This is a genomic window from Flammeovirgaceae bacterium (assembly GCA_015180985.1).
Taxonomy (GTDB): Bacteria; Bacteroidota; Bacteroidia; order Cytophagales; family Cyclobacteriaceae; genus UBA2336.
The window spans coordinates 488,150-512,346 of the sequence record CP054185.1 but is presented as its reverse complement, the minus strand read 5'-3'; the positions used below and the strand labels follow the sequence as shown (position 1 = coordinate 512,346).

The following is a 24,197-nucleotide window of genomic DNA, read 5'->3' as shown; positions in this document are numbered from 1 at the left end:
CCTAATATATTCATTGCAATTATTTACATATTTCAAACCTCCACAAAAAAAGCGGGTTGCCCCGCCTTCTTTCCTGTAAACACGTTGTGTGTTACTCTTTCTTCGAGGCCGCCTTGGGCTTTTTTACCTTCAGCGTAAGCGAATCCGCTTTGCCGTCATGGTCGGCCACAATGGTGCCGCCTTCTTCAATTTCGCCTTTCAGGATTTCTTCGGCCACCGGATCTTCCAGGTATTTGGTAATGGCGCGGTTCAGCGGGCGGGCGCCAAACTGCTGGTCGTAGCCTTTCTCCGAAAGAAAATCTTTAGCCTTATCGGTTAATTCAACGGTGTAACCCAGCGTGTTAATCCGGTCGAATACTTTCTTAAGCGTAATCTCAATGATTTTGTGTATGTGCTCGCGCTGCAGCGAATTGAACACGATTACATCATCCAGGCGGTTCAAAAACTCGGGGCTGAACGCCCGCTTCAAGGCATTCTGAATGGTTGACTTCATCAGTTCTTCTTCATTCTCGCGCTTGGACGAAGGCGCAAAACCGATGCCCGTTCCGAAATCTTTCAGGTCGCGCACGCCAATGTTGGACGTCATGATGATGATGGTGTTGCGGAAGTCCACCCGCCTGCCCAGGCCATCGGTAAGAATACCGTCATCCAGTACCTGCAGCAGAATGTTGAATACATCGGGGTGTGCTTTTTCAATCTCGTCAAGCAATACCACTGAATACGGTTTGCGTCTTACCTTTTCGGTAAGCTGGCCGCCTTCTTCGTACCCTACATAGCCCGGAGGCGCGCCCACCAGGCGCGATACGGAAAACTTTTCCATATACTCGCTCATGTCAATGCGGATGAGCGCATCTTCTTTGTCGAACAGGTAAGTGGCCAGCACTTTGGCCAGTTCGGTTTTACCTACGCCCGTAGGACCAAGGAATATGAAGGAGCCGATCGGTTTGCGCGGGTCTTTTAAACCAACCCGGGTACGCTGAATGGCCTTGGTTAATTTTTTTATGGCTTCTTCCTGCCCGATAACTTTGCCGCTCAGTTCTTCGGCCATGCCCAGCAGTTTATTGCTTTCTTTCTGGGCAATGCGGTTGGTAGGGATACCCGTCATCATGGCGATCACATCGGCCACATTGTCTTCGTTAACCGTATATTTTTCAGTCCGGGTTTTTTCTTCCCAGCGGGCTTTGGCTATCTCCAGTTGCTCGAGCAGTTTCTTTTCTTTATCGCGCAGTTGGGCGGCTTCTTCGTACTTCTGGCTTTTTACCACGCGGTTCTTTTCTTTCTTCACATCTTCAATCGCTTCTTCCAGCTTTACGATTTCTTCCGGTACGTGAATGTTGTTGATGTGCACACGCGCACCGGCCTCATCCATTACATCAATGGCTTTATCGGGCAGGAAGCGATCGCTGATATACCGGTCGGAAAGTTTTACGCAAGCTTCAATGGCCTCTTTGGTGTAAGTAACGTGGTGGTGATCTTCGTACTTGTCTTTGATGTTCTCCAGAATCTGCAGCGTTTCTTCCGGTGTGGTTGAATCGACCATTACCATCTGGAACCTGCGCGCCAGCGCACCGTCTTTCTCAATGTACTGGCGGTATTCGTCAAGCGTTGTGGCGCCTATGCACTGAATCTCGCCACGGGCAAGAGCAGGCTTAAACATGTTGGAGGCATCGAGCGAGCCGGAGGCACCGCCTGCACCAACGATGGTATGCAGTTCATCGATAAACAAAATAACATCCGGTGATTTCTCCAGTTCATTCATCACAGCCTTCATCCGTTCTTCAAACTGGCCGCGGTACTTGGTGCCGGCCACCAGCGAAGCAAGGTCGAGCGTAACAACGCGCTTACCAAACAGTACACGCGAAACTTTTTTCTGTACAATGCGCAGGGCTAAGCCTTCGGCAATGGCGGTTTTACCAACGCCCGGCTCGCCAATCAATATCGGGTTGTTTTTCTTTCTGCGGCTCAGAATCTGGGCCACACGCTCAATCTCTTTTTCGCGGCCGACAATCGGATCAAGTTTGCCGTCTTCAGCCAGTCGTGTTAAGTCGCGGCCAAAATTATCGAGTACCGGGGTGCGCGATTTTTCAGTTCCTTTCTTTTCCTTGCCTTGCGAACCGGCACCACCACCGAAGATTCTTGATGAATCTTCATCCGGATCGTCTGTATCCGATGCGGCCTGCGGACCTTCGTGCTGGTATTCAAGCATTTCTTTTACAGTTTCATAATTCACATCAAATTTTTTCAGGATTTGTGTGGCCAGGTTGTCGGCATCGCGCAGAATGGAGAGCAGCAAATGTTCTGTTCCGATAAGCTGGGCTTTGAATATCTTGGCTTCGAGGTAAGTAATCTTTAAAACTTTTTCAGAGGCCTTGGTTAGCGGTATGTTGGCCAGGTTTTTTACTTCGTGGGTGGCGGTGCCTTTCGATACCCGTTCGATTTCGCTGCGCAAGTCACTAAGTGGCACGCCCAGTTTTTTAAGTACTCCTACGGCCACACCCTCCCCTTCGCGAATCAGCCCCAGTAACAAATGTTCGGTGCCTATATAATCATGCCCCAGGCGAAGTGCTTCTTCACGGCTAAGGCTTATTACTTCTTTAACGCGGTTCGAAAATTTTGCCTCCATACTGTAAACGTGAATGAAATTACTGTAAATGTAAACTTTTTCGACCGGATTTTTTCAGGGGGTTTTCCAGGTGCCCGGTTTAGAAAAAGAAAACAGGTTTTATGAAGGTGAAAACGTAATTGACTGCCGTTTTGTTCATTCGCTGATGCGGGCGGTTTTAATGTAGGCGAGGGATTCCGGCCCGGTACAGAAAAGCAGGTCGATAATGCTCAGGTTAGGCATGAAGGTATTACCAAACACCTGGGTGTAGGCAACCGGTTTGATAAACTTTTCAAGGCCGGAATGTTTGGGGCTTATCTGGTTGCGTAAATCATGCGTACCGGGCTGAACTGTTTTTTCGTATTGCGAACTTTCCTTTAGTGTTACTTTCAGGTTAAGCAACTTCAGACATACTTCGAGCAGTCGGTTATTCAATTCATAAAGAAATGACGTCCCGCTAAAGAGGGCATGAGACAAATCATCGGCATAATGATCAAAATAAGGTGCGTTCCGATAAGCCGATTCAATGGAACGCCAATGGTTGTTCAACCACTTTTGGGAGTAATCAATGCGCAAATCGGCAATCCGTGTGTGATTACTTTTTGAGGTAAGCGGGATAATCAGTTTTTCAACACGGTTTGCACCACGAATGTAGCACCGGTTGCGGTATGTTTGTTTTACATAATGTTCATGTTTCTCAATGATAACTTCATCATACCCGGAAACGGCTGCAAACCACGCCAGGGAGGGCAGGTAGTGAAGTTCAATGAGGCAACGCTTGGCAGGCATGGCATTTGGCTTTCACAATGGATTTTCGCCAAGGCCCTGGCGAATCAGCCGGGGCTCGTTACCGGTGCAGTCGATAACGGTTGATGGTATATTGCCGCCCGCCCCGCCATCAATTACCAGGTCGACCACTTTTTTAACCTCTTCAAAAATTTCTTCCGGATCGGTTGTGTATTCTTTAATGTGGTCATCATCTTTAATCGAGGCGGTAATCAACGGGTTACCAAGTTCAGTAACGATAGCAAAAGGAATGGCATGATCAGGGATGCGTATGCCTACAGTTTTTTTATTGACATCGAGAATTTTCGGTACACTGGTACTCGATTCAAAAATAAAGGTGTAGGGTCCGGGAAGCGATTTCTTGAGTATTTTAAACACGGGTGTATCAATGCGCTTTACGTATGCGGATACCTCACTCAAATCCCGGCAGATGAATGACAGGTTAAGTTTCTGGGGCCTGATGTCCAGTATCCGGCACAACCGTTCAACCGCCCTGCGGTTTTTCAAATCGCACCCGATGCCGTAAACCGTATCAGTCGGATAAACAACGATACCCCCGCTGCGGAGTACGTCAGTTACCCGGTTTATTTTTCTTCCTTCCGGATTAAGCGGATGGATTTTTAAAAGTTCGGCAGGCATGGCGTTAATATACACAGCTTAGCTGCGTACACCACCACGTGTAGCGATTTTTGTATTTTTGATGTTCACATATTGTTATGAAAGGCGCCCGTAAACTGTTTGTATTCCTGGTGTTGTCGGTTCTGCTGATTACGTTTACATTTTACGTTTACCAGATTTGCTATACTCCGAACATCCTGGTTGGGAAAGAAAGTCAACTGCTGATTATACCCAATGATGCCACCTTTGAGACGGTTCAAAAGTTGCTGCACGATGGCGGCTACGTGCAGGATTTAATGTCGTTTAGTTTTCTGGCCCGCATCATGGAGTATGACCGCAAGGTAAAACCCGGGCGTTATGTGTTGCACAGCAACATGAACAACCTGGAGACCATCCGGTTTCTGCGGCTGGGTAAACAGGAACCGGTAACCATAACCTTTAACAACGTACGGTTACTGCCCGACCTGGCCCAGAAAATCACACGCACCATCGGCATACGACCGGAAGAATTTGAAGCCGAACTGATTCGGTTTGCCATGAGCAATCCGTATGGATTTACAAAGGATAATATCCTTGCCATGTTCATCCCCAACACGTACGAAGTGTATTACAACGTAACACCAACGCAATTGATTGAGCGGATGCATGAAGAATATGAAATATTCTGGACGGAAGAGCGGAGAGCAAAAGCGGAAGCCATCGGGTTATCGCCTATTCAGGTTTCCATACTGGCTTCCATCGTACAGGCTGAGACTGTTAAGCGCGATGAGGCCCCTGTAATTGCCGGCCTGTACCTCAACCGGCTAAAGAAGGGAATCCCCTTGCAGGCTGACCCCACCCTGGTATTTGCTGTTGGTGATTTTACGCTGAAGCGGGTATTGAATGAACATAAAGAAGTCGACTCTCCATACAATACTTACAAATATCGTGGACTCCCTCCGGGGCCTATTAACATGCCAGAGATTTCATCTATCGATGCGGTGCTTAACTACAAGCCCAGTAACTATTTATATATGTGTGCCCGAGAAGATTTTTCGGGCTATCATCATTTTACTTCCAATCTTACAGAACATAACCGCAACGCCCAGCGGTATCAGCAGGCGCTTTCGCGCGAGCAGCGAAAGGCCCGGGCTCAATTAAAAAAGTAATGTATCAATCGGAAACCACAGTACGTGTACGCTATGGAGAAACGGACCAGATGGGGTACGTTTACTATGGGTATTACGCGATGTATTATGAAGTGGCACGTGTAGAGGCGTTGCGGAAGCTTGGCCTCACGTACCGCGAAATTGAAGCGATGGGCATCATTATGCCGGTACTGGAAAACCACACGCGTTTTCTGGCGCCCGGTAAATATGATGAGTTGCTACGGATAGTAACGACCATCCGCGAGAAGCCGACAGTACGTATGAAATTTGAATATGAAATATTTAACGAACAGGGTAAGCTGATAAACCAGGGCGAAACGGTGCTGGCGTTTCTTGATCAGAAAACCAGTCGGCCGGTGCGTCCGCCAAAACCTATGATGGATGTGCTTGATCCGTTTTTCTGATGAAGTATAAATACAGACGATACCTGTTTAAGTGGACGCCCGCACAAGTGCTTGTTAACTGGATGCGCAAAATCCGGTTTAAGCGATGGGATAATGTATCGCTGTATAAAATCATTAAGTTGTTTACGCGCAACCTGATGCAGGATGAGATAGTGGGGCGTGCCAATGGGGTGGCGTTCAATTTTATTCTGGCTATTTTCCCGGCCGTTATTTTTCTGTTTACTCTTATCCCATACGTTACAACGGTAGTACCCGAAGTAAACACGCAAAGCATTATGCAGTTTCTGGAGCAGATGCTGCCGGCCAGTATGTACGATGTGATTTCCTCAACGGTGCTGGATATTGTGAGTAACCAGCGTGGTGGCCTGTTAACATTCGGGTTCTTGTTCTCGCTTTACCTGGCTACTAACGGCATGATGGCGCTGATGGGTGCCTTTAATGCGTGCTACAAAACAGACGACAGGCGGGGAGCCATTAAAATGCGGCTTATCGCCACGGGCCTAACCGTTAACCTGGCTTTTGTATTGTTCCTCGCGATCATCCTGCTGGTTGTCGGGCAACTGGTGCTTAATTACGTGCAAAGCAACCTGGGCGAATTTGTATGGATGAGTAATGTAAATGTGTACCTGCTGTTTGCGTTGCGGTTCATGGTCATCTTCATCGTATTCTTTCTGGCCGTATCCACCATTTATTACTTTGGGCCGGCCATTCACTACAACTGGCGGTTTTTTTCAATTGGTTCGTTTCTGGCAACACTGTTTATTCTGCTTATCTCGTACGGGTTCTCTTATTATATTACCCACTTCGGAACGTACAACAAAGTATATGGTTCAATCGGGGTACTCATCGCGCTGATGATTTGGATACAACTCATTACCATTGTATTGCTGGTAGGGTACGAATTAAACGCCAGCATTCATGATGCCGCCCGTATGCAGGCCCTCTGGCACGGGCGCAGGTTTAAAAAAAACAATTAATCCTTGCCGGCAATCATCATGGCTGGCTGTTGCCCCAGTTTCTTCAGCAGGCGCGCGTGCCCGGCCATGGCACCCATGAATGTAGGAATGGTTTTGTAAGGAAGATTGAACTCACGGGCCGTTTGTTCTACAATGGGCGCTAACTTACGGTAGTGTACATGACACACGTTAGGAAACAGGTGGTGCTCAATCTGAAAATTCAGCCCGCCCACGTACCACGATAAAATTTTGTTCCTGTTGGCAAAATTGGTGGTAGTTCTTAATTGATGAACAGCCCAGGTATTTTCAAGCACACCCTGGTGGTCGGGCTCGGGGTATTCGGTGCCGTCAACCACGTGGGCAGGCTGAAAAATAACCGACAAAATAAATCCCGACACGGCATGCATTGCTACAAATCCGATGAGCACCTGCCACCAGGCCAGCGGCAATAGAATGGCCGGTAAAACTACAATGTAGCCGAGGTACAACACTTTTGTGGTCACCATTATTATCCACTCGCGGGTTATGGAAGCGTGTTGCTTTTTTACCAATCCCTCACGCTGGTATTTTACCAGCCGGGCAAAATCTTTTACGAAAACCCACACCAGGGTAAGCAGGCAATACAGAAACCATGCGTAAATATGCTGAAAGCGATGCGCGGGTTTCCAGGGTGACTCCGGAGCCATGCGCATTACGCCCCGCGGACTGATGTCTTCATCGGCATCGTGCACATTGGTGTAAGTATGATGCAATACGTTGTGTTGGATCTTCCAGTTGAATGCGTGGCCGCCAATGATATTTAATGAATACCCGATCAGGTTATTAACCCAGGCTTTTTTTGAGTAGGCCCCGTGGTTGGCATCGTGCATAACCGACAGGCCGATGCCGGCCAGGCCCATGCCCATTACCAGGCAAAGAGCAAGCAAAATCCAAACATTGGTGATGGCTCCGCTGAGGATGATGCCGTATGGGATGAAGTACAGCATAAACATAAAAATGGTTTTCACAACCATTTCTGTATTGGCATTCCGGCTGATGTTGTGGCTTTTGAAATACTGATTTACCCGTTGATTTAATGAAACGAAAAAATCCTGTTTGGTATGTGGAAATTTCAGATTGGCCGCGCGGCTCATAGGTTTTTGAATTTAGGGTTAACAAAGCCTGAGAGCGAAGTTTGTCAAAACTCACAATAAGGCTATCTTTCAAATGTACGCAGACGATCGCACTAATAAGGAGATTAAGCCCTTTTATTTTAGAAAAGGCTCCTAACGCGGGTTCGTTGGTTAAAATGGTCAGATTCGGGCGATGATGGTTCTGCCACCGGTGGTCTTCTGGCCAACGTTAACGCAAACCTCAGCGTGGGTCGGAAGAAAAATATCCACACGTGAACCGAATTTAATGAAGCCAAACTCCTGGCCTTGCTCCAGTTTCTGCCCTTCATTAACATAGCATTTAATTCTGCGGGCCAGCGCACCGGCAATCTGACGAAAGAGTATCTCGGTTCCGTTATCGGTTTTTACTACCACTGTGGTGCGTTCATTCTCCGTACTCGACTTAGGATGCCAGGCCACCAGGTATTTGCCGGCATGGTAGCGGTAGTAGGATATCGTTCCGCCTGCCGGCATGCGGTTAACATGCACGTTGACGGGCGACATAAAAATCGAAACCTGTTTGCACCTTTGCTTCAGGTATTCGGGTTCATCGGCCTCTTCAATAACCACCACTTTGCCATCGGCCGGAGCCAGAATGTGCTGCGGATTTTTTTCGATGGCGATTGACGGATGACGGAAGAACTGCAGAATGAGCAGGTAAAAAATCAAACTCACACCAATAACTATGTTTCGAAGTACCTGCTGGTCCGGGAAAAAATAATCGAATGCCCAGATAATACCTACCAGTGCAACCAGCACTACAAAAAGAATCGTCCTTCCTTCTTTGTGAATGGTCATTGTATTGATTTAGAATCCACCCCGGTACTTATAGGTTTTGGCTACCTTATCAATGGCCACCATGTAGGCTGCAATGCGCATCGACACCTTATATTCCATAGCGGTTTTGTAAACATTCTGAAAGGCATCTTTCATAATGCGGTCGCTTCTGCGGTTCACGCGTTCGGCCTCCCATTTATAGCCCAGTCGGTTTTGTACCCACTCAAAATACGATACGGTAACACCACCGGCATTGGCCAGGATATCCGGCACTACGGCAATACCTTTTTCATGAATAATGCTGTCGGCTTTAGAAGAGGTCGGGCCGTTGGCTCCTTCTACAATCAGTTTGGCTTTAATGTGTGGAGCGTTTGTTGCGGTAATCACGTCTTCGGTAGCGGCCGGCACCAGCACATCCACCGGCAGGGTAAGAATGTCATCGCGGTTTATCTTTTCACCACCGGTAAATCCGGTTAATGATCCTTTATTGGCCTGGCTGTGTTTTACGGCAGCCTCAACATCAATGCCTTTTTCATTATAGTACGCTGCCGACACATCGCTGATGGCCTGCACAATCAGGCCCCGTTCGGCCAGCAGCCGGGCGGCCCATGAGCCTACATTGCCAAAGCCCTGCACGGCACAGGTGGCTTTGTACGGATTGATCTTCATTTTTTCCATGGCGGCAAGTGTGCTTACCATCACTCCGCGGCCGGTAGCCTCGGTGCGGCCAAGCGAACCGCCCAGTACAATTGGCTTTCCGGTAACTACTGCGTTTACAGTCATGCCCTGCGTTTTTGAATATTCGTCCATCAGCCAGGCCATTTCGCGCGGGCCTGTACCCATGTCAGGTGCTGGGATGTCGCGGTCAGGGCCGAAGATATCGATCATCGCGCTGGTGTACGCGCGGGTAAGGCGTTCAATTTCACCGGCCGACATTTCGCGCGGGTTGCAGGTAATGCCGCCTTTGGCTCCGCCATAGGGGATATCCACCACGGCACATTTCCAGGTCATCCAGGCGGCTAAGGCTTTTACTTCATCCAGGTTTACATGCGGATCGTAGCGGATTCCTCCTTTTGAAGGACCTAAAATGTTGGAGTGAACAACGCGGTATCCTTCAAACACCCGGATGCTGCCATCATCCATGGTAATGGGCAGTGAAACAATTACCTGTTTGGTGGGTGATTTGAGTACATTGTAAACTTCTTCTTCGAGTCCCAGTTTTTGCGAGGCTACATGGAATCTCGACATCATCGCCTCAAACGGATTCTCCTTGTTGGTTAAAGGAGCCGGTTCAACGTATGCCATAAGGATGTTAAATTTTGATGCAGCAAATGAAATTCTGTGGGTTAATCACAGAATTGGCGGGCAAAGATAAGCAATTTCCGTTCGACCGGTTTGCGATACACCAGGTCAGAAAACCTCCAGGTAAGCGGCAATAAAAGGTGCTGAAATGAGCAGGCCGTCAAACCGGTCTAAAAAGCCGCCATGCCCGGGCAGGCTGGTACCGGAATCTTTTATTTCGATGCTCCGTTTCAACAACGACTCCACCAGGTCGCCAAACGTGCCGCCAATAATGATGATCAGGCCTATTACGAGCCAGTCAACAATAGTCAGTGACGTAAAGTATAAACTCAGCACAAAAGTCATTACCGCTGCCAGCAAGGCCCCGCCCCAGAAACCTTCCCACGATTTTTTTGGCGAGATGCGCTCAAATAGTTTGTGTTTTCCAAACCTGGTTCCGGCAAAATATGCTCCTGAGTCGCTGGCCCACAATATCAGCAACGAACCCAATATGATTTCGTAGTTGTAATACCCGGCTTCAAATACGGCATGATTCAGCAAAGCAATCGGTACGGCCACGTAAAAAATACCCAGAAAAGTAAAGGCGATGTTGGTGAATGGTTTTTTTTCCGATTTCTTATACAGTTTAATCAGATAGGTTATTGAAATAAACGGAAACAGCAGGTAGTAATACCGGTAGCTCAGCGTATGCTGTTCAATAAGAAATGATAGAACAAAAACCGACATGCCGCTGATGATGCCGATTGATTTTTGGGGAATCATGCCGTCAAGCCCGGCCAGCTTGTAAAACTCAAGCAGTGAAAAAAAACAGATGATGGTAAACACCGCAAAGTAAGTCCACTCACCTAAAACAGTGCAGGTAATGATAACCGCTGCACCGGCCAGGCCGGTAATCAGCCGTTGGGTAAGGTTGGTGTATCGGGATAGGGCCTGTATCAACTTGGCGGATGGTTATTTACCTGGTAAAGTTTTCTGAAATAATACAAAAGTCCAACAACTGCCGCTACACAACCCAGTACCAGGGGCAGTGGGGCTGCTTCGTTGCTCTCCGGGTCCAACGTTGTTATACCCCGTTGGTAAGTATATAGGAGCGCCAACGTCAATCCGTTATGAAAAAAGTGGGCCAGCATGGGTATAAGCAGGTTGCCCGACCAATAATACAGGTAACCGAACAAGGCGCCCAGCAGCATGCGGGGCATAAAACCGAAGAACTGCATGTGCATGGCGCTGAACAAAAAAGCCGAAACCCAAATGGCAACGTGAATACTGTTGGTGCCGCGGTGCAGTTCGTTTTGAACAAAGCCCCGAAAAACAAGTTCTTCTCCGATACCCGGTATGACGGCCACAACAAACAACCCGATAAGGAAGTCGGTGGGAGATGAGAAGGTAGTCAGAAAGCGTGTTACTTCCATCAATTCATTTTCCTTCTGCTTTGCCCACCGTTCAAATCCGCTGAGGAAATCCGGAAAATCCAGGTTCATATTCCATTCAATAACCGGTGAGATGGCAATGGTAAAGCAGGTGCCGATGGCCGTCAGCATAATTATTATCATCGGCAGGTTCGCCTCTTTCCGGAACAACACACGAATAGATTTGTGTTCAATAGCGTTCAGGTACAACAGCGGCAACACAATCAATCCGATGATTCCGGCCGTTCCCTGAACAATCATCAGGGCGGTAAAGAGTTGTGGATTTGATTGATTATATAAAATGCCGGTGAACTCGCTGAACAAATCGCCATCATAAAACGGTGACGCAAGAAGTAACCCCAATGATGGACCAATAATAAGGAAGCCGATAGCCACAACGAAAAGTATATAAATTAAGGACGCTGCCGGGTGGCGGTCTGAAATCGGGTTGGTGTTCATGCCTGCAATGCTAATGCAAAATCTGCAAATCGTGCTAATATCCCTTACCTTTGTGGTTTTGATTACCTGTTAAATGGTGCACATTGGTTCAATTGAAGCCGGTGAATTTCCGTTGTTGCTTGCCCCGATGGAAGATGTGAGCGATCCGCCCTTTCGTGCCGTGTGCAAGGCCAACGGGGCCGACCTGATGTATACCGAGTTCATTTCGTCCGAGGGTCTCATCCGCGATGCCGCCAAAAGCAAACAAAAACTGGATGTGTTCGAGTACGAGCGGCTCATCGGCATACAGTTGTTTGGCAGTAACATCGAACACATGGTGCAATCTGCTGAAATTGCCACAACTGCTAATCCCGATTTGATCGATATAAACTACGGCTGTCCTGTAAAAAACGTAGCCTGCCGCGGTGCAGGAGCCGCGTTGCTTCAGGATGTACCCAAAATGGTGCGCATGACGGAGGCGGTGGTAAAAGCCACCCACCTGCCGGTTACGGTAAAAACACGCCTGGGCTGGGACGACAACACAAAAAATATTCTGGAAGTAGCCGAACGATTGCAGGATGTAGGCGTGCAGGCGTTAACCGTGCACGGCCGCACGCGTGTGCAGATGTACAAAGGCCAGGCCGACTGGACATTGATTGGAAAACTGAAAGAGAATCCGCGGCTAACCATCCCCATCTTCGGCAATGGTGATATTGATTCGCCACAAAAAGCACTGGAATACAAAAACCGGTATGGCGTGGATGGCCTGATGATTGGGCGGGCGGCCATCGGCTATCCCTGGATTTTTAATGAAATTAAGCATTACCTGGCACATGGCGAGGTACTTCCTTCGCCCGATGTTGCCGAGCGGGTTTCTGTGGTGCGCAGCCATCTTGAATTTTCAATTCGATGGAAGGGCCAGCGAACCGGTGTGTTTGAAATGCGCAGGCATTACACCAACTATTTTAAAGGCATCCCCGAATTTAAACTGTATCGAACACGGTTGGTAAATGCGGTTTCTGTGGAAGAGTTGTTTTCTATTTTAGATGAAATCGTAGAGGTGTTTGCTGCAAATGAGTTTAACCCTGTAGCATGAGCGACAGCGCAAGGAGTAAAGCCATTGTTTTGCTGATTGTGCTTTCGCTCATCTGGGGTACCTCATTCATTCTAATCAAACAGGGCTTAAAGGTTTTTAAACCGGATGAGGTAGGAGCCATCCGGGTTTCGGCTGCGGCCTTGTTTTTATTGCCGGCAGCGCTTTACCGGCTTAAAAATTTACGGATTAAGCATTTTGGAAAACTGCTGCTCTCGGGGATGATGGGCATTTTCATCCCGGCCTTTCTGTTTGCCGTTGCCCAAACCCGCCTGGATAGCTCCGTTGCCGGCATACTCAATACCCTTACGCCCATCTTTACGATGATTATCGGGGCGATGCTTTTTCAGCAGCGGTTCAGGCCCGTTGCCGTTTTCGGTATTATACTAGGTTTTGGCGGTACGTTTATGCTGATGCTCGCGCGCGTGGGCGGAAAAGTAGAAGGGATAAATCTGTATGCTTTGCTGATTGTTTTCTCCTGCATTCTCTACGGATCGAACCTGAATTTCATCAAGTTCAAAATAGCCGATCTGAGCCCGATGACTATCACCAGCGTGGCCTTGTTGCTGCTGGGTCCTTTAGCACTCATTTACCTTTTTGGTTTCACCAGTTTTACCGAAAAGTTTGTTCAGCATCCGGGTGCCTGGGCAGCGTTTGGCTATACGGTATTGCTGGGTATTATGAGTACGGCCACTGCTACGTTTCTGTTTAACCGCCTGGTAAAAATAAGCACCCCGTTGTTTGCCAGTTCGGTAACCTATGTAATGCCCATTGTGGCTGTAATGTGGGGTGTGCTGGATGGCGAACGGCTTTATGCGGGGCACTTTATTGGCATGGCTGCAATTATTGGTGGCGTTTACCTGGCTAACCGCAGGTAGTTTTTTTTCAGTTCAGGCTGTTCCCCTACCTTTGCGCCTTCATTACCTGAACCATGCAGCGAAAAATTACCCGTGCCCTTATTTCTGTTTACCATAAAGATAACCTTGAGTCGATTATTCAGTTGCTCGGTAAAGCGGGCGTTGAGCTGGTATCAACAGGGGGTACACAGCAATTAATTGAAAAACTGGGCTATCCGGTAACACCGGTCGAAACGCTAACCGGTTATCCTTCAGTATTCGGTGGGCGCGTTAAAACCCTGCACCCCGCTGTATTTGGCGGCATTCTGTACAGGCGCGAACAGACGGAAGATGTAAAGCAGGCAGCTGAATTTGGCATCAAGCCGATTGATTTGGTTATTGTTGATCTCTATCCGTTTGAAGAAACCGTTGCTGCAGGCGGCCGCAAAGATGAAATCATCGAGAAAATTGACATCGGTGGCATTTCCCTTATCCGCGGTGCCGCAAAGAATTTCAACGATGTACTTATCGTTGCTTCGCGCGAGCAGTATGGTGAATTGGCACGCCTGCTTCGTGATAAGAATTGTACATCCGAGCTGAACGACCGTAAGCATTTTGCAGCTTTAGCCTTTGATGTTACTTCGCATTACGATGCGGCCATCTTCTCGTGGTTTAATTCAGAGCAGCAAATACCTTCATTCAAGAAAAGCATCCGCACCGGCCGGGTGCTGCGCTACGGAGAAAACCCGCACCAACAGGGCCGTTTTTATGGCCGCCTTGAAGAACTTATCGAACAACTTCACGGCAAGGAATTATCCTATAACAACCTGGTTGATGCAGATGCTGCGCTGAACCTCGTTCAGGAATTTAACAATGGACCAGCCTTTGTAATCATAAAACATACCAATGCCTGCGGAGTGGCCACCGCCAGAACTGTTAAAGAAGCGTACCTGAAGGCCTACCAGGCCGATACCACTTCGGCCTTCGGAGGTGTGCTGGCAACCAACCGGCCGGTGGATAAAGAAGCAGCTGAGGAAATCAATAAACTCTTTTTCGAAATCCTTATAGCGCCCGGCTATGATGCTGCAGCGCTTGAGTTGCTTAAAAGCAAAAAGAACCGGATGATATTGGTGCAGAAAAAACTACTGAACGAAACCAAACAATTCAAAAGTTTGCTCAATGGAGTTATTGAGCAGGACGTGGATTCGAAAACTGACACCGTTGCCGACCTCATAGCTGTAACAAAACGCGCGCCCACCGGGCAGGAAACCAATGCCCTGCTTTTTGCAGCAAAAATTGCCAAGCACACCAAATCAAACACCATTGTGCTGGCAGTTGATGGCCAGTTGCTGGCCAGCGGAGTCGGGCAAACCTCGCGCGTAGATGCACTGAAGCAGGCCATTGAAAAGGCCCGATCGTTTGGGTTTGATTTGAACGGTGCGGTGATGGCATCCGATGCATTCTTTCCGTTTGCTGATTGTGTTGAACTGGCACACCTGGCCGGTATCACGGCCGTTATTCAACCGGGTGGCTCGGTGCGCGACCAGGACTCGATTGATTACTGCGATGCGCACCACATGGCCATGGTGTTTACCGGCACCCGGCACTTTAAGCATTGAAGGTAAAAACATCCAAAATATTACGGGTAAAGAGGTTCAACACAATATTTTGGTAAATTCAGCCCGAAATAAAGTTCATTTATTAAGATTACCTGATGGCGCTTTTCGATTTCTTCACTTCCGATGTGGCTATAGACCTGGGCACGGCCAACACCCTTATTATATATAAAGACAAAATAGTGGTGGATGAGCCCTCCATTATTGCTATTGACAAACAACACAACAAGGTGTTGGCCATTGGGCGCGAGGCCATGCAAATGCACGAAAAGACCCACGAGCATATTAAAACCATCCGCCCGCTTAAAGAAGGCGTAATTGCCGACTTTCAGGCAGCCGAAATGATGATTCGCGGCCTCATTAAAATGATTGATACCGGCCGCAGGTTCTTTCCGCCATCGTACCGTATGGTCATCTGTATTCCATCGGGTATTACCGAAGTGGAGAAACGGGCCGTGCGCGACAGTGCCGAACATGCCGGTGCAAAAGAAGTGTATATGATACACGAACCCATTGCAGCGGCTATCGGTATCGGCATTGATATTGAGCAGCCTGTTGGCAATATGATTGTGGATATTGGCGGAGGAACCACCGAAGTAGCCGTTATCGCCCTGTCGGGTATTGTGTCCGACCAGTCCATCCGTGTTGCCGGTGATACGTTTAACCGCGACATCCTGGATTACATGCGCAGGCAGCACAACCTGCTGATTGGCGAACGGTCGGCCGAGAAAGTCAAGATTGAAGTGGGCTCTGCGTTAACTGAGTTGGATGATGGGCCCGATGATTACGAAATCCGCGGCCGCGACTTGATGACCGGCATACCAAAAACCATCCGCATATCGTATTCCGAAGTGGCCTTTGCACTCGATAAGTCTGTTTCAAAACTTGAAGAGGCGGTATTAAAAGCCCTGGAAACATCGCCCCCTGAATTATCGGCCGATATTTACGAACGGGGAATTTATTTAACCGGTGGCGGTGCTTTGCTTCGCGGCCTGGACAAACGCCTGGCACTGAAAACCAAGCTACCCATTCATGTGGCTGATGACCCGCTTCGTGCCGTTGTTCGCGGCACCGGTGCTGCGTTAAAAAATCTGCATCACTATCGTTCGGTGCTCATGACGTGATTCCATGGAGCGGATATTTTTATTCATCTATCAATACCGCGCCTTCTTTACTTTTCTTGTACTGGAACTGGTAGCCGTGTGGTTGTTTCTTCAAAACAACCAGTATCAGGGCGCTCGTTTTTTTAACTCGGCAAACGGAGTGGTGGCCGCCATCAACGGGTTTTCGAAAAACATGGCGGATTATTTCAGCCTTCGGCAGACGAACCAGGCGCTTGCGGAAGAAAATGCCATGCTGCGTTACGAGCTTGAAAAGCGAAACCGGCAACTCGAAAGCAAGTATGCCGCTGTTACGGATTCGGCCGTTATTAACCAGTATACTTTTGTGAGTGCAAAAGTGGTAAACAACTCGGTAAGCCGGTTTACCAACTTCCTCACAATAAATAAAGGAAGTGATGATGGCCTGGAGCCGGGTATGGCGGTAATCAGCCAGGCCGGTGTAGTGGGTAAAATAAAAGTAACCAGTCGGCATTACAGTGTTGTTACATCGCTACTCAATGTCGATGTGATGGTGTCGGGGGTGCTAAAGCGCACGGGCCATTTTGGTACCGTACAGTGGGATGGAACCAACCCGGATTTTGTTCTGCTGAAATACATTCCGCGACATGTTAAGCCGGTACGAGGAGATACCGTACTTACCTCAGGATACAGCGGTGTTTTTCCGGAGGGGATATTGATCGGCACCGTATCGGATGTGCAATTAAGCAAAGAGGCACCCTTTAACCTGGTAACAGTAAAACTGGCGCAGGACTTCCGCAGGTTAGCGTGGGTTACGGTAATCCGCAACCGGTTGCTACCTGAATTAGATTCGCTTGAACTTCGTGTACCCAACTTTCAATGAACCGCTTTGGCATATTTCAGGGTGTATTATTTTTCGTTTACCTGCTGGTACAGGTCATGCTGTTTAAAAATGCCGTGTTCTTTCACACTGCATTTTGTTTTTTCTACCTGGGCTACCTGCTGCGGTTACCCGTAGAAACCAACCACATGGCGCTAATGGGCGTGGGCTTCGTCATGGGCTTTCTGGTCGACCTATTTTACGACAGCCTCGGCCTGCATACCCTGACCTGTGTACTGATAATGTACCTTCGGCCCTACTGGCTTTCGGTTCTTACACCCCAGGGAGGTTATGATTCAGGAGCCATGCCGGGCGTTGCGCAGTTCAGCGTACAGTGGTTCCTTGTTTATGCAGTACCGCTTGCTTTACTTCATCATAGCGTATTGTTCTTTACCGAAGCAGGCGGGTTTGATTATTTTTGGCTGACGGCAGGTAAAATCACAGCTAGTATTCTGTATACGTTGCTTGTGCTGGTAATGGTTGAAGTGCTCTTTGCCGGAAGAAAACGATGAACGAAGGGAGAAAAGAAATTATCCGCGCCCTTGTGGTATTAACCGGGCTGGTATTCCTGGTTAAGTTATTCTTCATTCAGATAGTTGACGACCGTTATGCGCAACTGGCCGACAGCAATTCCATTTTAAAAGAGGTGGAGTACCCTTTTCGCGGATTAATTTACGATCGGAACGGGAAGTTATTGGTATATAACTCACCGGAATATGACCTGCTGATTGTTAGAAAGGAGATTGGCAATTTTGATTCTGCTGCCTTTTGTAAGGTATTCGATTTGACCCGTGATGAATTGCGCGCAAAATTCAAAGAACTGCGCGCCCGAAAAGAATACTCACCCGTAAAACCCACTGTGTTTATCCGCCAGTTATCGAATTACGATTTTGCCAAAATTCAGGAACACATTGATGAGTTCCCCGGCTTTTACATCCAACCCCGTACCACGCGCGCATACACCACCCGCTCCTTGGCTAATGCCCTGGGCTATGTCAGCGAAATCAGCAAAACACAACTGGAAAACGACTCAACAAAAATTTACCGCCAGGGCGACTACATCGGGCAAAGCGGAATTGAGGCACAGTATGAACATGTGCTGCGCGGCAAACGGGGTGTTCGGTTTAAACTGCGTAATGTAAGTGGCATTGAAAAGGGATCATTTAAAAATGGCGAATTCGATACCCTTTCTGTACCCGGCAACGATTTGGTTACCACCATTGACCTTGATCTGCAGGAATATGGTGAACAACTGCTCAAAGGCAAGGTGGGTAGCCTCGTAGCCATTGAGCCGTCAACGGGCGAAATACTATCGATGATTTCAGGTCCTTCGTATGATCCGACTTTGCTGACGGGCCGGAAGTTCAGTTCTAATTTTTTGCTTGTGAGCAGCGACACCACCAAGCCATTGTTTACCCGGCCGCTGATGGCCATGTATCCGCCCGGTTCGATATTTAAAATTGTGCAGACATTAATCGGGTTGCAGGAAGGTGTGTTGCACCCGGATACCCGTTTTCCGTGCGACCGCTCCGTGGTGAATTGTCATGACCACCCCAACCCGTGCGACCTGCACATGGCCGTACAGTATTCGTGCAACCCGTATTTTCACCAGGCCTTCAGGCGCATTATCAATCAGAATAAATCGCCAAATACATTCATTGATTCGCGCATCGGGCTTGAAAACTGGCACCGCTATGTTACCCGTTTCGGTTTAGGGCAACCACTGGGTGTTGACTTGCCCAGCGAAAAGAGCGGCCAGATGCCCAGCAGTACCTTGTATAACCGTATTTATGGAGAGGGTCGCTGGAAGTTTTCAACCATTTACTCGCTGGCTATCGGCCAGGGCGAAATGCTGATAACGCCTGTGCAGATGGCTAACCTGGCAGCCATTATGGCCAACAAAGGATACTACTTTACCCCGCACCTGGTAAAGGAAATCCGGGGCAGTGAGCAGCAGCCGGCAGTGACCAAACATGAAACAGGTATTAAGCCCGAGTATTTCACATTTGTGCAGGATGCCATGAGCGATGCCATTTACGGCACAGCCCAGCGCGCGGTAATTCCGGGTATAGAATTATGCGGCAAAACCGGCACGGCCCAAAATCCGCACGGGTATGATCACTCGGTATTTATGGCGTTTGCCCCGAAGGATAATCCGAAAATCGCCATTGCGGTGTATGTAGAAAATGCCGGATGGGGCGGCCGGGCCGCAGCCTCCATTGCCAGCCTGATGATTGAACGCTACCTGACCGGTGAGGTGAAACGCCTGGCATTACAGGATTATGTTTTGAAGGGCGACTTTCTGGATAAGGTTACAAAAACACCTTCAACCGAGTAACATGCACAGGCAGGAAGATATATCAGGCAAAATGGATTGGCTTACCGTGCTGATTTACCTGGTTATGGTGTTGCTGGGCTGGCTGAATATTTATGCTGCCGTATATGATGAGACCGTACATCCCAACATTTTTGATTTATCGCTTAACAGCGGCCGGCAACTGATTTTTATTGCCGTATCGGGCATCATCATTTTGGCCATCCTGGTAGTGGACATGCGGTTTTATGAAGCGGCTGCTTACCTTATCTACGGTGTGGTTCTTTTTCTGATGGTGCTGGTGCTGGTGGTGGGTAAAGAAGTGGGCGGCAATAAAGCGTGGCTGGGGTTTGGTTCATTTGGCGGCCAACCTTCGGAGTTCGCCAAGTTCGCCACCGCATTGGTAGTGGCAAAATTTATCGGCTCTATCGGGTTTCGTATGGATAACCTGCGTAACCAGGTTATCCTGTTTGCTATGATCGGCATTCCGATGGTGATCATTCTGGCCCAAAAAGATACCGGCACCGCGCTGGTGTTTACCGCTTTTGTTTTGGTTTTCTTCCGCGAGGGCATGTCGCCTTTCCTGATGATTGTTGGTATTGCCTCGGCATTTATTTTTATTCTCACGCTACTGGTTGAAAATGAACTTTACTTATACGCAGGTATTGGTGTTATTCTGATTATTTCTATCCTGGCCGGAAAGAGAAAATTTAAACGCATTGCCCTGCTTACCCTGGGTGCGCTGGCTGTGGCAGGGGTTATTCAAAGTGTGGATTACGTAATTACTGATGTGCTTAAACCGCATCAGCAAAATCGTATCCGCGCACTAATTAATCCCGATGCCGACCCATTGGGCTACGGCTGGAATGTAACACAATCAAAAATTGCCATCGGCAGCGGAGGGTTTACAGGAAAGGGTTTTCTGGAGGGCACACAAACCAAGTTCGATTTTGTGCCCGAACAGAGCACCGACTTTATTTTCTGCACCATTGGCGAAGAACACGGCTGGCTGGGCAGCCTGGTGGTAATAGGGTTGTTTGTTACGCTGCTGCTGCGGATTGTTTACCTGGCCGAGCGGCAGAAAAACCGGTTTTCCCGTGTATATGGCTACAGTGTAGCCAGCATTTTCTTTTTTCACTTCGCCATCAACATCGGTATGACCATCGGCTTGTTCCCGGTTATTGGCATACCCTTACCCTTCTTCAGCTACGGAGGCTCCGCACTTTGGGGCTTTACCATTTTGCTGTTTATCCTGCTCAAGCTGGATGCACACCGAGGCCAGGTGCTGCAACGGCTGTGAGGTTAATCGTTTAACTGAATAATCTGTCTGATCAGTTTAGGAAGTTCTTTTGTTGTTTTAGGTTCGTATGGCATTGAGAGATTAACTATTACGGACTGGTCATTCACTTTGCCGTGAACAATAAGTATACAGGATTTTTCAAAAGATGTTGTGGCCGTCAGCTTAAACCCTTTTGATTCGGTATTCAGGAGCAAACAACGGATTTCGGTTTTTTTGTAACGTTTCTCTTTTTCACGTTTAAGCAGAAGATCCTGCACAATGTAATCGTGTGTGTTGTCATCAACATGAAGCCAACTCAAATCATAATTTTCACACTTCAGGTAGGTTGGCGATTGAGCCGAGCAATCAGCGGGCACATTAAACCTGTTTCCGCAAATTGTTACAGAAGTAATCCTGCTGAAATATGCCACCAGAAGAAATGCGATGAAGACGCCAAGAAATAAAATGGTACGAAAAGTCATGACAGTGCCTTTACACTTCATCCGCCCGGCAAGTAGCAGGTAAACTGTTTAAGGCGTATTCACCTCATTAAACCCGTCATTCGGATTTACATCCGTCCAGCTCATCGGGTAGTTCTTGTCCAGAAACTCCAGTGCATCGGTGGTGAGGTACAGCGGTTTAAAGGTATCAATCATCACCGCCAGTTCGTGCGTTTCTTTTGCGCCAATGCTTTTTTCTACCGTACCGGGGTGCGGGCCGTGAGGCAAACCGCCCGGGTGCAGGGTGAACGATCCGCGCTCAATACCCCTGCGGCTCATAAAGTTTCCTTCGGCATAATACAGCACTTCATCGCTGTCGATGTTGCTGTGGTTGTAGGGCGCAGGGATGGCCAGCGGGTGGTAATCGAACAGCCGCGGTACGAATGAGCAGATAACGAAATTGTGCGCCTGAAACGTTTGGTGTATGGGCGGAGGCATGTGGATGCGCCCGGTTATCGGTTCGAAGTCGTGAATGGAGAAGGCATAGGGCCACAGGAAGCCGTCCCAGCCCACCAAATCCAGCGGACTGTAGTCGTACACGTACTGATGCAGGTATCCCTGTTTTTTTATTTTCATCAGAAACTCGCCTTTGCTGGTATCGGTAATCAGTTCATGCGGAGGCCGGATGTCGCGTTCGCAGTAGGGCGAGTGTTCCAATAACTGGCCCAGGTCGTTGCGGTATCGCTTAACAGTTTCAACCGGAGATGCCGCCTCTACAATGAGCAGGCGCAGGGGGCCCTGTTCTTCAAACTCGAGTTTATAAATTACCGTGCGTGGAATAACCACATAGTCGCCCTGCCGGATTTCGAGTTTACCGAATTGCGAAATGAGCACACCCTTGCCATCATGAATAAACAGAACTTCATCTCCTTCGGCATTTTTATAGAAATAGGCCATCTTCCTTTTTCTTGGCGAGCAGATGGCAATGGAACAATCGGTATTTTTAAGCAGCACCTTGCGTGCATCCAGGTAATCTTCACCGGTGGTGCCAACTTTCGATGTGTTGAGGTGGGTTTGGCGAAGCCCGTAATCGTCAACAAGTTTCGGCCCGTATTTTACCGGGTCTTTCAGTTGCTTGATGCGGGTGGGCGGGTTGATGTGGTACAGGTTGGAGTAAATGCCGGAGAAGCCCTCAGAACTGACCAACTCTTCTTTGTACAGGCTGCCATCGGGCTGGCGAAATTGGGTGTGGCGCTTCGGTGGGATTTTTCCAAGACGGTGGTAATACATAGCAACTTAGTTTTAGCGAGGTCAAGTTACTAAAAATTTAACCTCGTCTTTCGCCTGTGTTCGGGTGTACTTACATTGCTGACCGATCCAATTCAGGAATGCGGTCGAACAGTTTTAATGCCTGCAAAAATATTTCGTTGGTCTCGTTCAGAATGGGGTATAGGCCTTTGTTGTTCCAGATTTTACGGGCAATCTGGGCTTTTACATGGATCTGAAAAAGTTTCTTTTTGGTGTTCAGTTCTTTCAGGTCGGGCTTTACTTTATTGCGCTGCCCTACTTTTACAAGGTCGTTCAGCATCTGGTCGGTTACCACAAATTTGGTTAAGAAATATTCAAATCCCTTTTTCTCCAGTTCAGCTTTGTTTTTCTCGGCATAGGTAAACGTATATTCCTGCAACGAGGTGGAGGTGTACAATTCATTCAGATAGTGGCTGTTCAGGGTGGTATCCAGTGGTACAAAGTAATCGGGCATAATGCCTCCGCCACCGTAAACGGTACGGCCGTTGGCTGTGGTGTACTTCAGCGAATCGTTGAACTTGATGCTGTCGGCATGGAAGAATTCGCCTTTTTTGTATCGTTCCATAATGTCGAGGGCATACTCATCTTCATCGGTATAGGGCTTTTGAATGCTGCGTCCGCTGGGTGTATAGTAGCGTGAAATTGTCAGGCGCAGCTCAGAACCATCGCTCAGGTCAAACGGATGTTGCACAAGCCCTTTGCCGAAGGTTCTGCGCCCCACAATCAGTGCACGGTCATTATCCTGAAGGGCACCGGCAACAATTTCTGATGCCGAAGCGCTGCCTTCATTCACCAGAATAATTAACGCCCCTTCTTCGAAGATGCCCCGCCTGGTTGACGTGGCATTGGTGTTAAGGCGCTTGTCCTTGCCGCTGGTATAAACAATCTTTTTGCCTTCTTTCAGAAAATCATCAGCCATTTCAATGGCCACATTCATGTATCCACCCGGGTTACCCTGCAGGTCGAGTACCAGCTTCTTCATGCCGGCTTGCTGAAGTTCCTTAAAGGCTTTAGCAAATTCCTCGTAGGTAGTGGCGGCAAAGCGGCTTATTTTAATGTAGCCGGTTTCTGGGTCAACCATGTAGGCCACGTCCACCGAATATTGTGGAATTTTATCGCGGATGATGGTAAACGTAAGTGGTTCGTTGACGCCACTGCGTTTAATGGTTACTTTAACTTCGGTGCCCCGCGGGCCTTTAAGCAGTTTCATTACATCGGCATTGGTAATGCCGATGCCGGCTACATTTTTATTATCCACTTCAATAATCTTATCGCCCGAGCGGATACCCAGCGCTTCGGAAGGGCCCCCGCTCAGCGGAGCCACCACCACAATGGTATCCTGAAAAACATTAAACTCAATGCCGATGCCGTCAAAGTTTCCTCTCAAATCCTCGTTGGCAGCTATCCGGTCGGAAGCCGGAATAAAGGCCGAATGCGGGTCGAGTTTGGTAAGCAGGTGCTTGATGGACTCATCCACCAGCTTGTCGGTTTTTATGTCATCCACATATTTATCCTGGATGTAGGTAAGCACCTCGCGGAGTTTCTGCACGTCTTTGCCCACATCGCCCGAAGGCTTACGGTAGCCAAAACTGGCACCCAGAAAAATGCCGGCCGCCAGGCCAAAGAATAACACAAATGGTAATCGGATTTGATTGGGGGAGTTGTGAATGTTTTCGCTCATAGAAGTTTTACGATCTTATCGGTTAACGGCTTACAGGTTAAATAGTTCGCATGTGCGCAAAAATGGTAAAAATCAATTGA

General features: G+C 48.3%; 22 protein-coding genes. 11 read left to right on the top strand and 11 right to left on the bottom strand.

The features are described 5' to 3' along the window. Positions 1-91: 91 nt before the first annotated feature. The 3 genes from HRU69_02480 to HRU69_02470 all read right to left on the bottom strand — a co-directional run bounded on the left by HRU69_02480 (position 92) and on the right by HRU69_02470 (position 4,027). Positions 92-2,623, bottom strand: coding sequence for an ATP-dependent Clp protease ATP-binding subunit (locus HRU69_02480; protein ID QOI96415.1), 2,532 nt, complete (start codon positions 2,621-2,623; stop codon positions 92-94). A gap of 135 nt (positions 2,624-2,758) precedes the next feature. Further along, positions 2,759-3,391, bottom strand: a complete 633-nt coding sequence (locus HRU69_02475) for a WbqC family protein (GenBank protein ID QOI96414.1) — start codon at positions 3,389-3,391, stop codon at positions 2,759-2,761. A 12-nt stretch (positions 3,392-3,403) separates the two neighbouring features. Next, positions 3,404-4,027 carry a threonylcarbamoyl-AMP synthase gene (locus HRU69_02470; GenBank protein QOI96413.1) on the bottom strand — a complete coding sequence of 208 codons (624 nt, stop codon included), beginning with the start codon at positions 4,025-4,027 and terminating at the stop codon, positions 3,404-3,406. Between the two features lie 77 nt (positions 4,028-4,104). Here HRU69_02470 and mltG point away from each other — a divergent pair, with 77 nt between their 5' ends. From mltG to HRU69_02455, 3 genes are read left to right on the top strand one after another with little or no spacing between them, the layout of a single operon-like run. Next, a complete protein-coding gene (mltG, locus tag HRU69_02465) occupies positions 4,105-5,154 on the top strand; it encodes an endolytic transglycosylase MltG (protein QOI96412.1) in 1,050 nt (349 codons plus the stop codon). Then, complete coding sequence (locus HRU69_02460; protein QOI96411.1) at positions 5,154-5,558, top strand: acyl-CoA thioesterase; 405 nt, start codon at positions 5,154-5,156, stop codon at positions 5,556-5,558. Before mltG ends, HRU69_02460 begins: the two co-directional genes overlap by 1 nt. After that, complete coding sequence (locus HRU69_02455) at positions 5,558-6,535, top strand: YihY/virulence factor BrkB family protein (protein ID QOI96410.1); 978 nt, start codon at positions 5,558-5,560, stop codon at positions 6,533-6,535. The genes HRU69_02460 and HRU69_02455 overlap by 1 nt, the downstream gene beginning before the upstream one ends. On the opposite strand, the gene HRU69_02450 is transcribed toward HRU69_02455, so the two are convergent. From HRU69_02450 to HRU69_02430, 5 genes are all read right to left on the bottom strand, one after another. Beyond that, positions 6,532-7,647 (bottom strand): acyl-CoA desaturase, encoded by a 1,116-nt coding sequence (locus HRU69_02450; protein ID QOI96409.1) that lies wholly within the window; start codon positions 7,645-7,647, stop codon positions 6,532-6,534. The genes HRU69_02455 and HRU69_02450 overlap by 4 nt on opposite strands. 159 nt (positions 7,648-7,806) lie before the next feature. Continuing rightward, positions 7,807-8,463, bottom strand: a complete 657-nt coding sequence (locus HRU69_02445) for a phosphatidylserine decarboxylase family protein (GenBank protein ID QOI96408.1) — start codon at positions 8,461-8,463, stop codon at positions 7,807-7,809. A gap of 9 nt (positions 8,464-8,472) precedes the next feature. Beyond that, a complete protein-coding gene (locus HRU69_02440; protein QOI96407.1) occupies positions 8,473-9,747 on the bottom strand; it encodes a Glu/Leu/Phe/Val dehydrogenase in 1,275 nt (424 codons plus the stop codon). Positions 9,748-9,852: 105 nt separating this feature from the next. After that, entirely contained in the window at positions 9,853-10,683 is an 831-nt protein-coding gene (locus HRU69_02435) for a phosphatidate cytidylyltransferase (GenBank protein ID QOI96406.1), read from the bottom strand. Further along, complete coding sequence (locus HRU69_02430; protein QOI96405.1) at positions 10,680-11,612, bottom strand: CPBP family intramembrane metalloprotease; 933 nt, start codon at positions 11,610-11,612, stop codon at positions 10,680-10,682. The genes HRU69_02435 and HRU69_02430 overlap by 4 nt, the downstream gene beginning before the upstream one ends. A 73-nt stretch (positions 11,613-11,685) precedes the next feature. On the opposite strand from HRU69_02430, the gene dusB reads away from it, so the two are divergent. The 8 genes from dusB (at position 11,686) to rodA (ending at position 20,709) form a co-directional block, all read left to right on the top strand. Further along, the gene (dusB, locus tag HRU69_02425; protein ID QOI96404.1) at positions 11,686-12,687 is read left to right on the top strand and encodes a tRNA dihydrouridine synthase DusB; all 1,002 of its coding nucleotides are present in this window, start codon (positions 11,686-11,688) and stop codon (positions 12,685-12,687) included. Further along, on the top strand, positions 12,684-13,562 hold the full coding sequence (locus HRU69_02420) for a DMT family transporter (protein ID QOI96403.1): 879 nt from the start codon (positions 12,684-12,686) through the stop codon (positions 13,560-13,562). Before dusB ends, HRU69_02420 begins: the two co-directional genes overlap by 4 nt. A 53-nt stretch (positions 13,563-13,615) precedes the next feature. Then, the gene (purH, locus tag HRU69_02415; protein QOI96402.1) at positions 13,616-15,139 is read left to right on the top strand and encodes a bifunctional phosphoribosylaminoimidazolecarboxamide formyltransferase/IMP cyclohydrolase; all 1,524 of its coding nucleotides are present in this window, start codon (positions 13,616-13,618) and stop codon (positions 15,137-15,139) included. Between the two features lie 95 nt (positions 15,140-15,234). After that, a complete protein-coding gene (locus HRU69_02410) occupies positions 15,235-16,260 on the top strand; it encodes a rod shape-determining protein (protein QOI96401.1) in 1,026 nt (341 codons plus the stop codon). Positions 16,261-16,264: 4 nt separating this feature from the next. Beyond that, the gene (gene mreC / locus HRU69_02405) at positions 16,265-17,098 is read left to right on the top strand and encodes a rod shape-determining protein MreC (GenBank protein ID QOI96400.1); all 834 of its coding nucleotides are present in this window, start codon (positions 16,265-16,267) and stop codon (positions 17,096-17,098) included. Next, on the top strand, positions 17,095-17,607 hold the full coding sequence (locus HRU69_02400; GenBank protein QOI96399.1) for a Rod shape-determining protein MreD: 513 nt from the start codon (positions 17,095-17,097) through the stop codon (positions 17,605-17,607). Before mreC ends, HRU69_02400 begins: the two co-directional genes overlap by 4 nt. Beyond that, on the top strand, positions 17,604-19,433 hold the full coding sequence (gene mrdA / locus HRU69_02395; GenBank protein ID QOI96398.1) for a penicillin-binding protein 2: 1,830 nt from the start codon (positions 17,604-17,606) through the stop codon (positions 19,431-19,433). Before HRU69_02400 ends, mrdA begins: the two co-directional genes overlap by 4 nt. 1 nt (position 19,434) lies before the next feature. After that, the gene (gene rodA, locus HRU69_02390; protein QOI96397.1) at positions 19,435-20,709 is read left to right on the top strand and encodes a rod shape-determining protein RodA; all 1,275 of its coding nucleotides are present in this window, start codon (positions 19,435-19,437) and stop codon (positions 20,707-20,709) included. Between the two features lie 2 nt (positions 20,710-20,711). Here the strand turns inward: rodA and HRU69_02385 are convergent, their stop codons facing one another. The 3 genes from HRU69_02385 to HRU69_02375 form a co-directional block, all read right to left on the bottom strand. Then, positions 20,712-21,170: a hypothetical protein gene (locus tag HRU69_02385; protein ID QOI96396.1), complete on the bottom strand. Its 459-nt coding sequence runs from the start codon at positions 21,168-21,170 to the stop codon at positions 20,712-20,714. A 48-nt stretch (positions 21,171-21,218) separates the two neighbouring features. After that, complete coding sequence (locus tag HRU69_02380) at positions 21,219-22,418, bottom strand: homogentisate 1,2-dioxygenase (GenBank protein ID QOI96395.1); 1,200 nt, start codon at positions 22,416-22,418, stop codon at positions 21,219-21,221. Between the two features lie 70 nt (positions 22,419-22,488). Next, positions 22,489-24,117: a S41 family peptidase gene (locus HRU69_02375; protein ID QOI96394.1), complete on the bottom strand. Its 1,629-nt coding sequence runs from the start codon at positions 24,115-24,117 to the stop codon at positions 22,489-22,491. Positions 24,118-24,197 lie beyond the last annotated feature (80 nt).

Coding starts and splice junctions, on each gene's coding strand:
- HRU69_02385 (QOI96396.1), bottom strand. CDS start 21,170: ATGACTTTTCGTACCATTTTATTTCTTGGCGTCTTCATCGCATTTCTT.
- HRU69_02375 (QOI96394.1), bottom strand. CDS start 24,117: ATGAGCGAAAACATTCACAACTCCCCCAATCAAATCCGATTACCATTT.
- HRU69_02420 (QOI96403.1), top strand. CDS start 12,684: ATGAGCGACAGCGCAAGGAGTAAAGCCATTGTTTTGCTGATTGTGCTT.
- mrdA (QOI96398.1), top strand. CDS start 17,604: ATGAACGAAGGGAGAAAAGAAATTATCCGCGCCCTTGTGGTATTAACC.
- HRU69_02430 (QOI96405.1), bottom strand. CDS start 11,612: ATGAACACCAACCCGATTTCAGACCGCCACCCGGCAGCGTCCTTAATT.
- HRU69_02455 (QOI96410.1), top strand. CDS start 5,558: ATGAAGTATAAATACAGACGATACCTGTTTAAGTGGACGCCCGCACAA.
- rodA (QOI96397.1), top strand. CDS start 19,435: ATGCACAGGCAGGAAGATATATCAGGCAAAATGGATTGGCTTACCGTG.
- HRU69_02410 (QOI96401.1), top strand. CDS start 15,235: ATGGCGCTTTTCGATTTCTTCACTTCCGATGTGGCTATAGACCTGGGC.
- HRU69_02470 (QOI96413.1), bottom strand. CDS start 4,027: ATGCCTGCCGAACTTTTAAAAATCCATCCGCTTAATCCGGAAGGAAGA.
- mreC (QOI96400.1), top strand. CDS start 16,265: ATGGAGCGGATATTTTTATTCATCTATCAATACCGCGCCTTCTTTACT.
- HRU69_02400 (QOI96399.1), top strand. CDS start 17,095: ATGAACCGCTTTGGCATATTTCAGGGTGTATTATTTTTCGTTTACCTG.
- HRU69_02380 (QOI96395.1), bottom strand. CDS start 22,418: ATGTATTACCACCGTCTTGGAAAAATCCCACCGAAGCGCCACACCCAA.
- dusB (QOI96404.1), top strand. CDS start 11,686: ATGGTGCACATTGGTTCAATTGAAGCCGGTGAATTTCCGTTGTTGCTT.
- purH (QOI96402.1), top strand. CDS start 13,616: ATGCAGCGAAAAATTACCCGTGCCCTTATTTCTGTTTACCATAAAGAT.
- HRU69_02475 (QOI96414.1), bottom strand. CDS start 3,391: ATGCCTGCCAAGCGTTGCCTCATTGAACTTCACTACCTGCCCTCCCTG.
- HRU69_02440 (QOI96407.1), bottom strand. CDS start 9,747: ATGGCATACGTTGAACCGGCTCCTTTAACCAACAAGGAGAATCCGTTT.
- HRU69_02445 (QOI96408.1), bottom strand. CDS start 8,463: ATGACCATTCACAAAGAAGGAAGGACGATTCTTTTTGTAGTGCTGGTT.
- mltG (QOI96412.1), top strand. CDS start 4,105: ATGAAAGGCGCCCGTAAACTGTTTGTATTCCTGGTGTTGTCGGTTCTG.
- HRU69_02450 (QOI96409.1), bottom strand. CDS start 7,647: ATGAGCCGCGCGGCCAATCTGAAATTTCCACATACCAAACAGGATTTT.
- HRU69_02460 (QOI96411.1), top strand. CDS start 5,154: ATGTATCAATCGGAAACCACAGTACGTGTACGCTATGGAGAAACGGAC.
- HRU69_02480 (QOI96415.1), bottom strand. CDS start 2,623: ATGGAGGCAAAATTTTCGAACCGCGTTAAAGAAGTAATAAGCCTTAGC.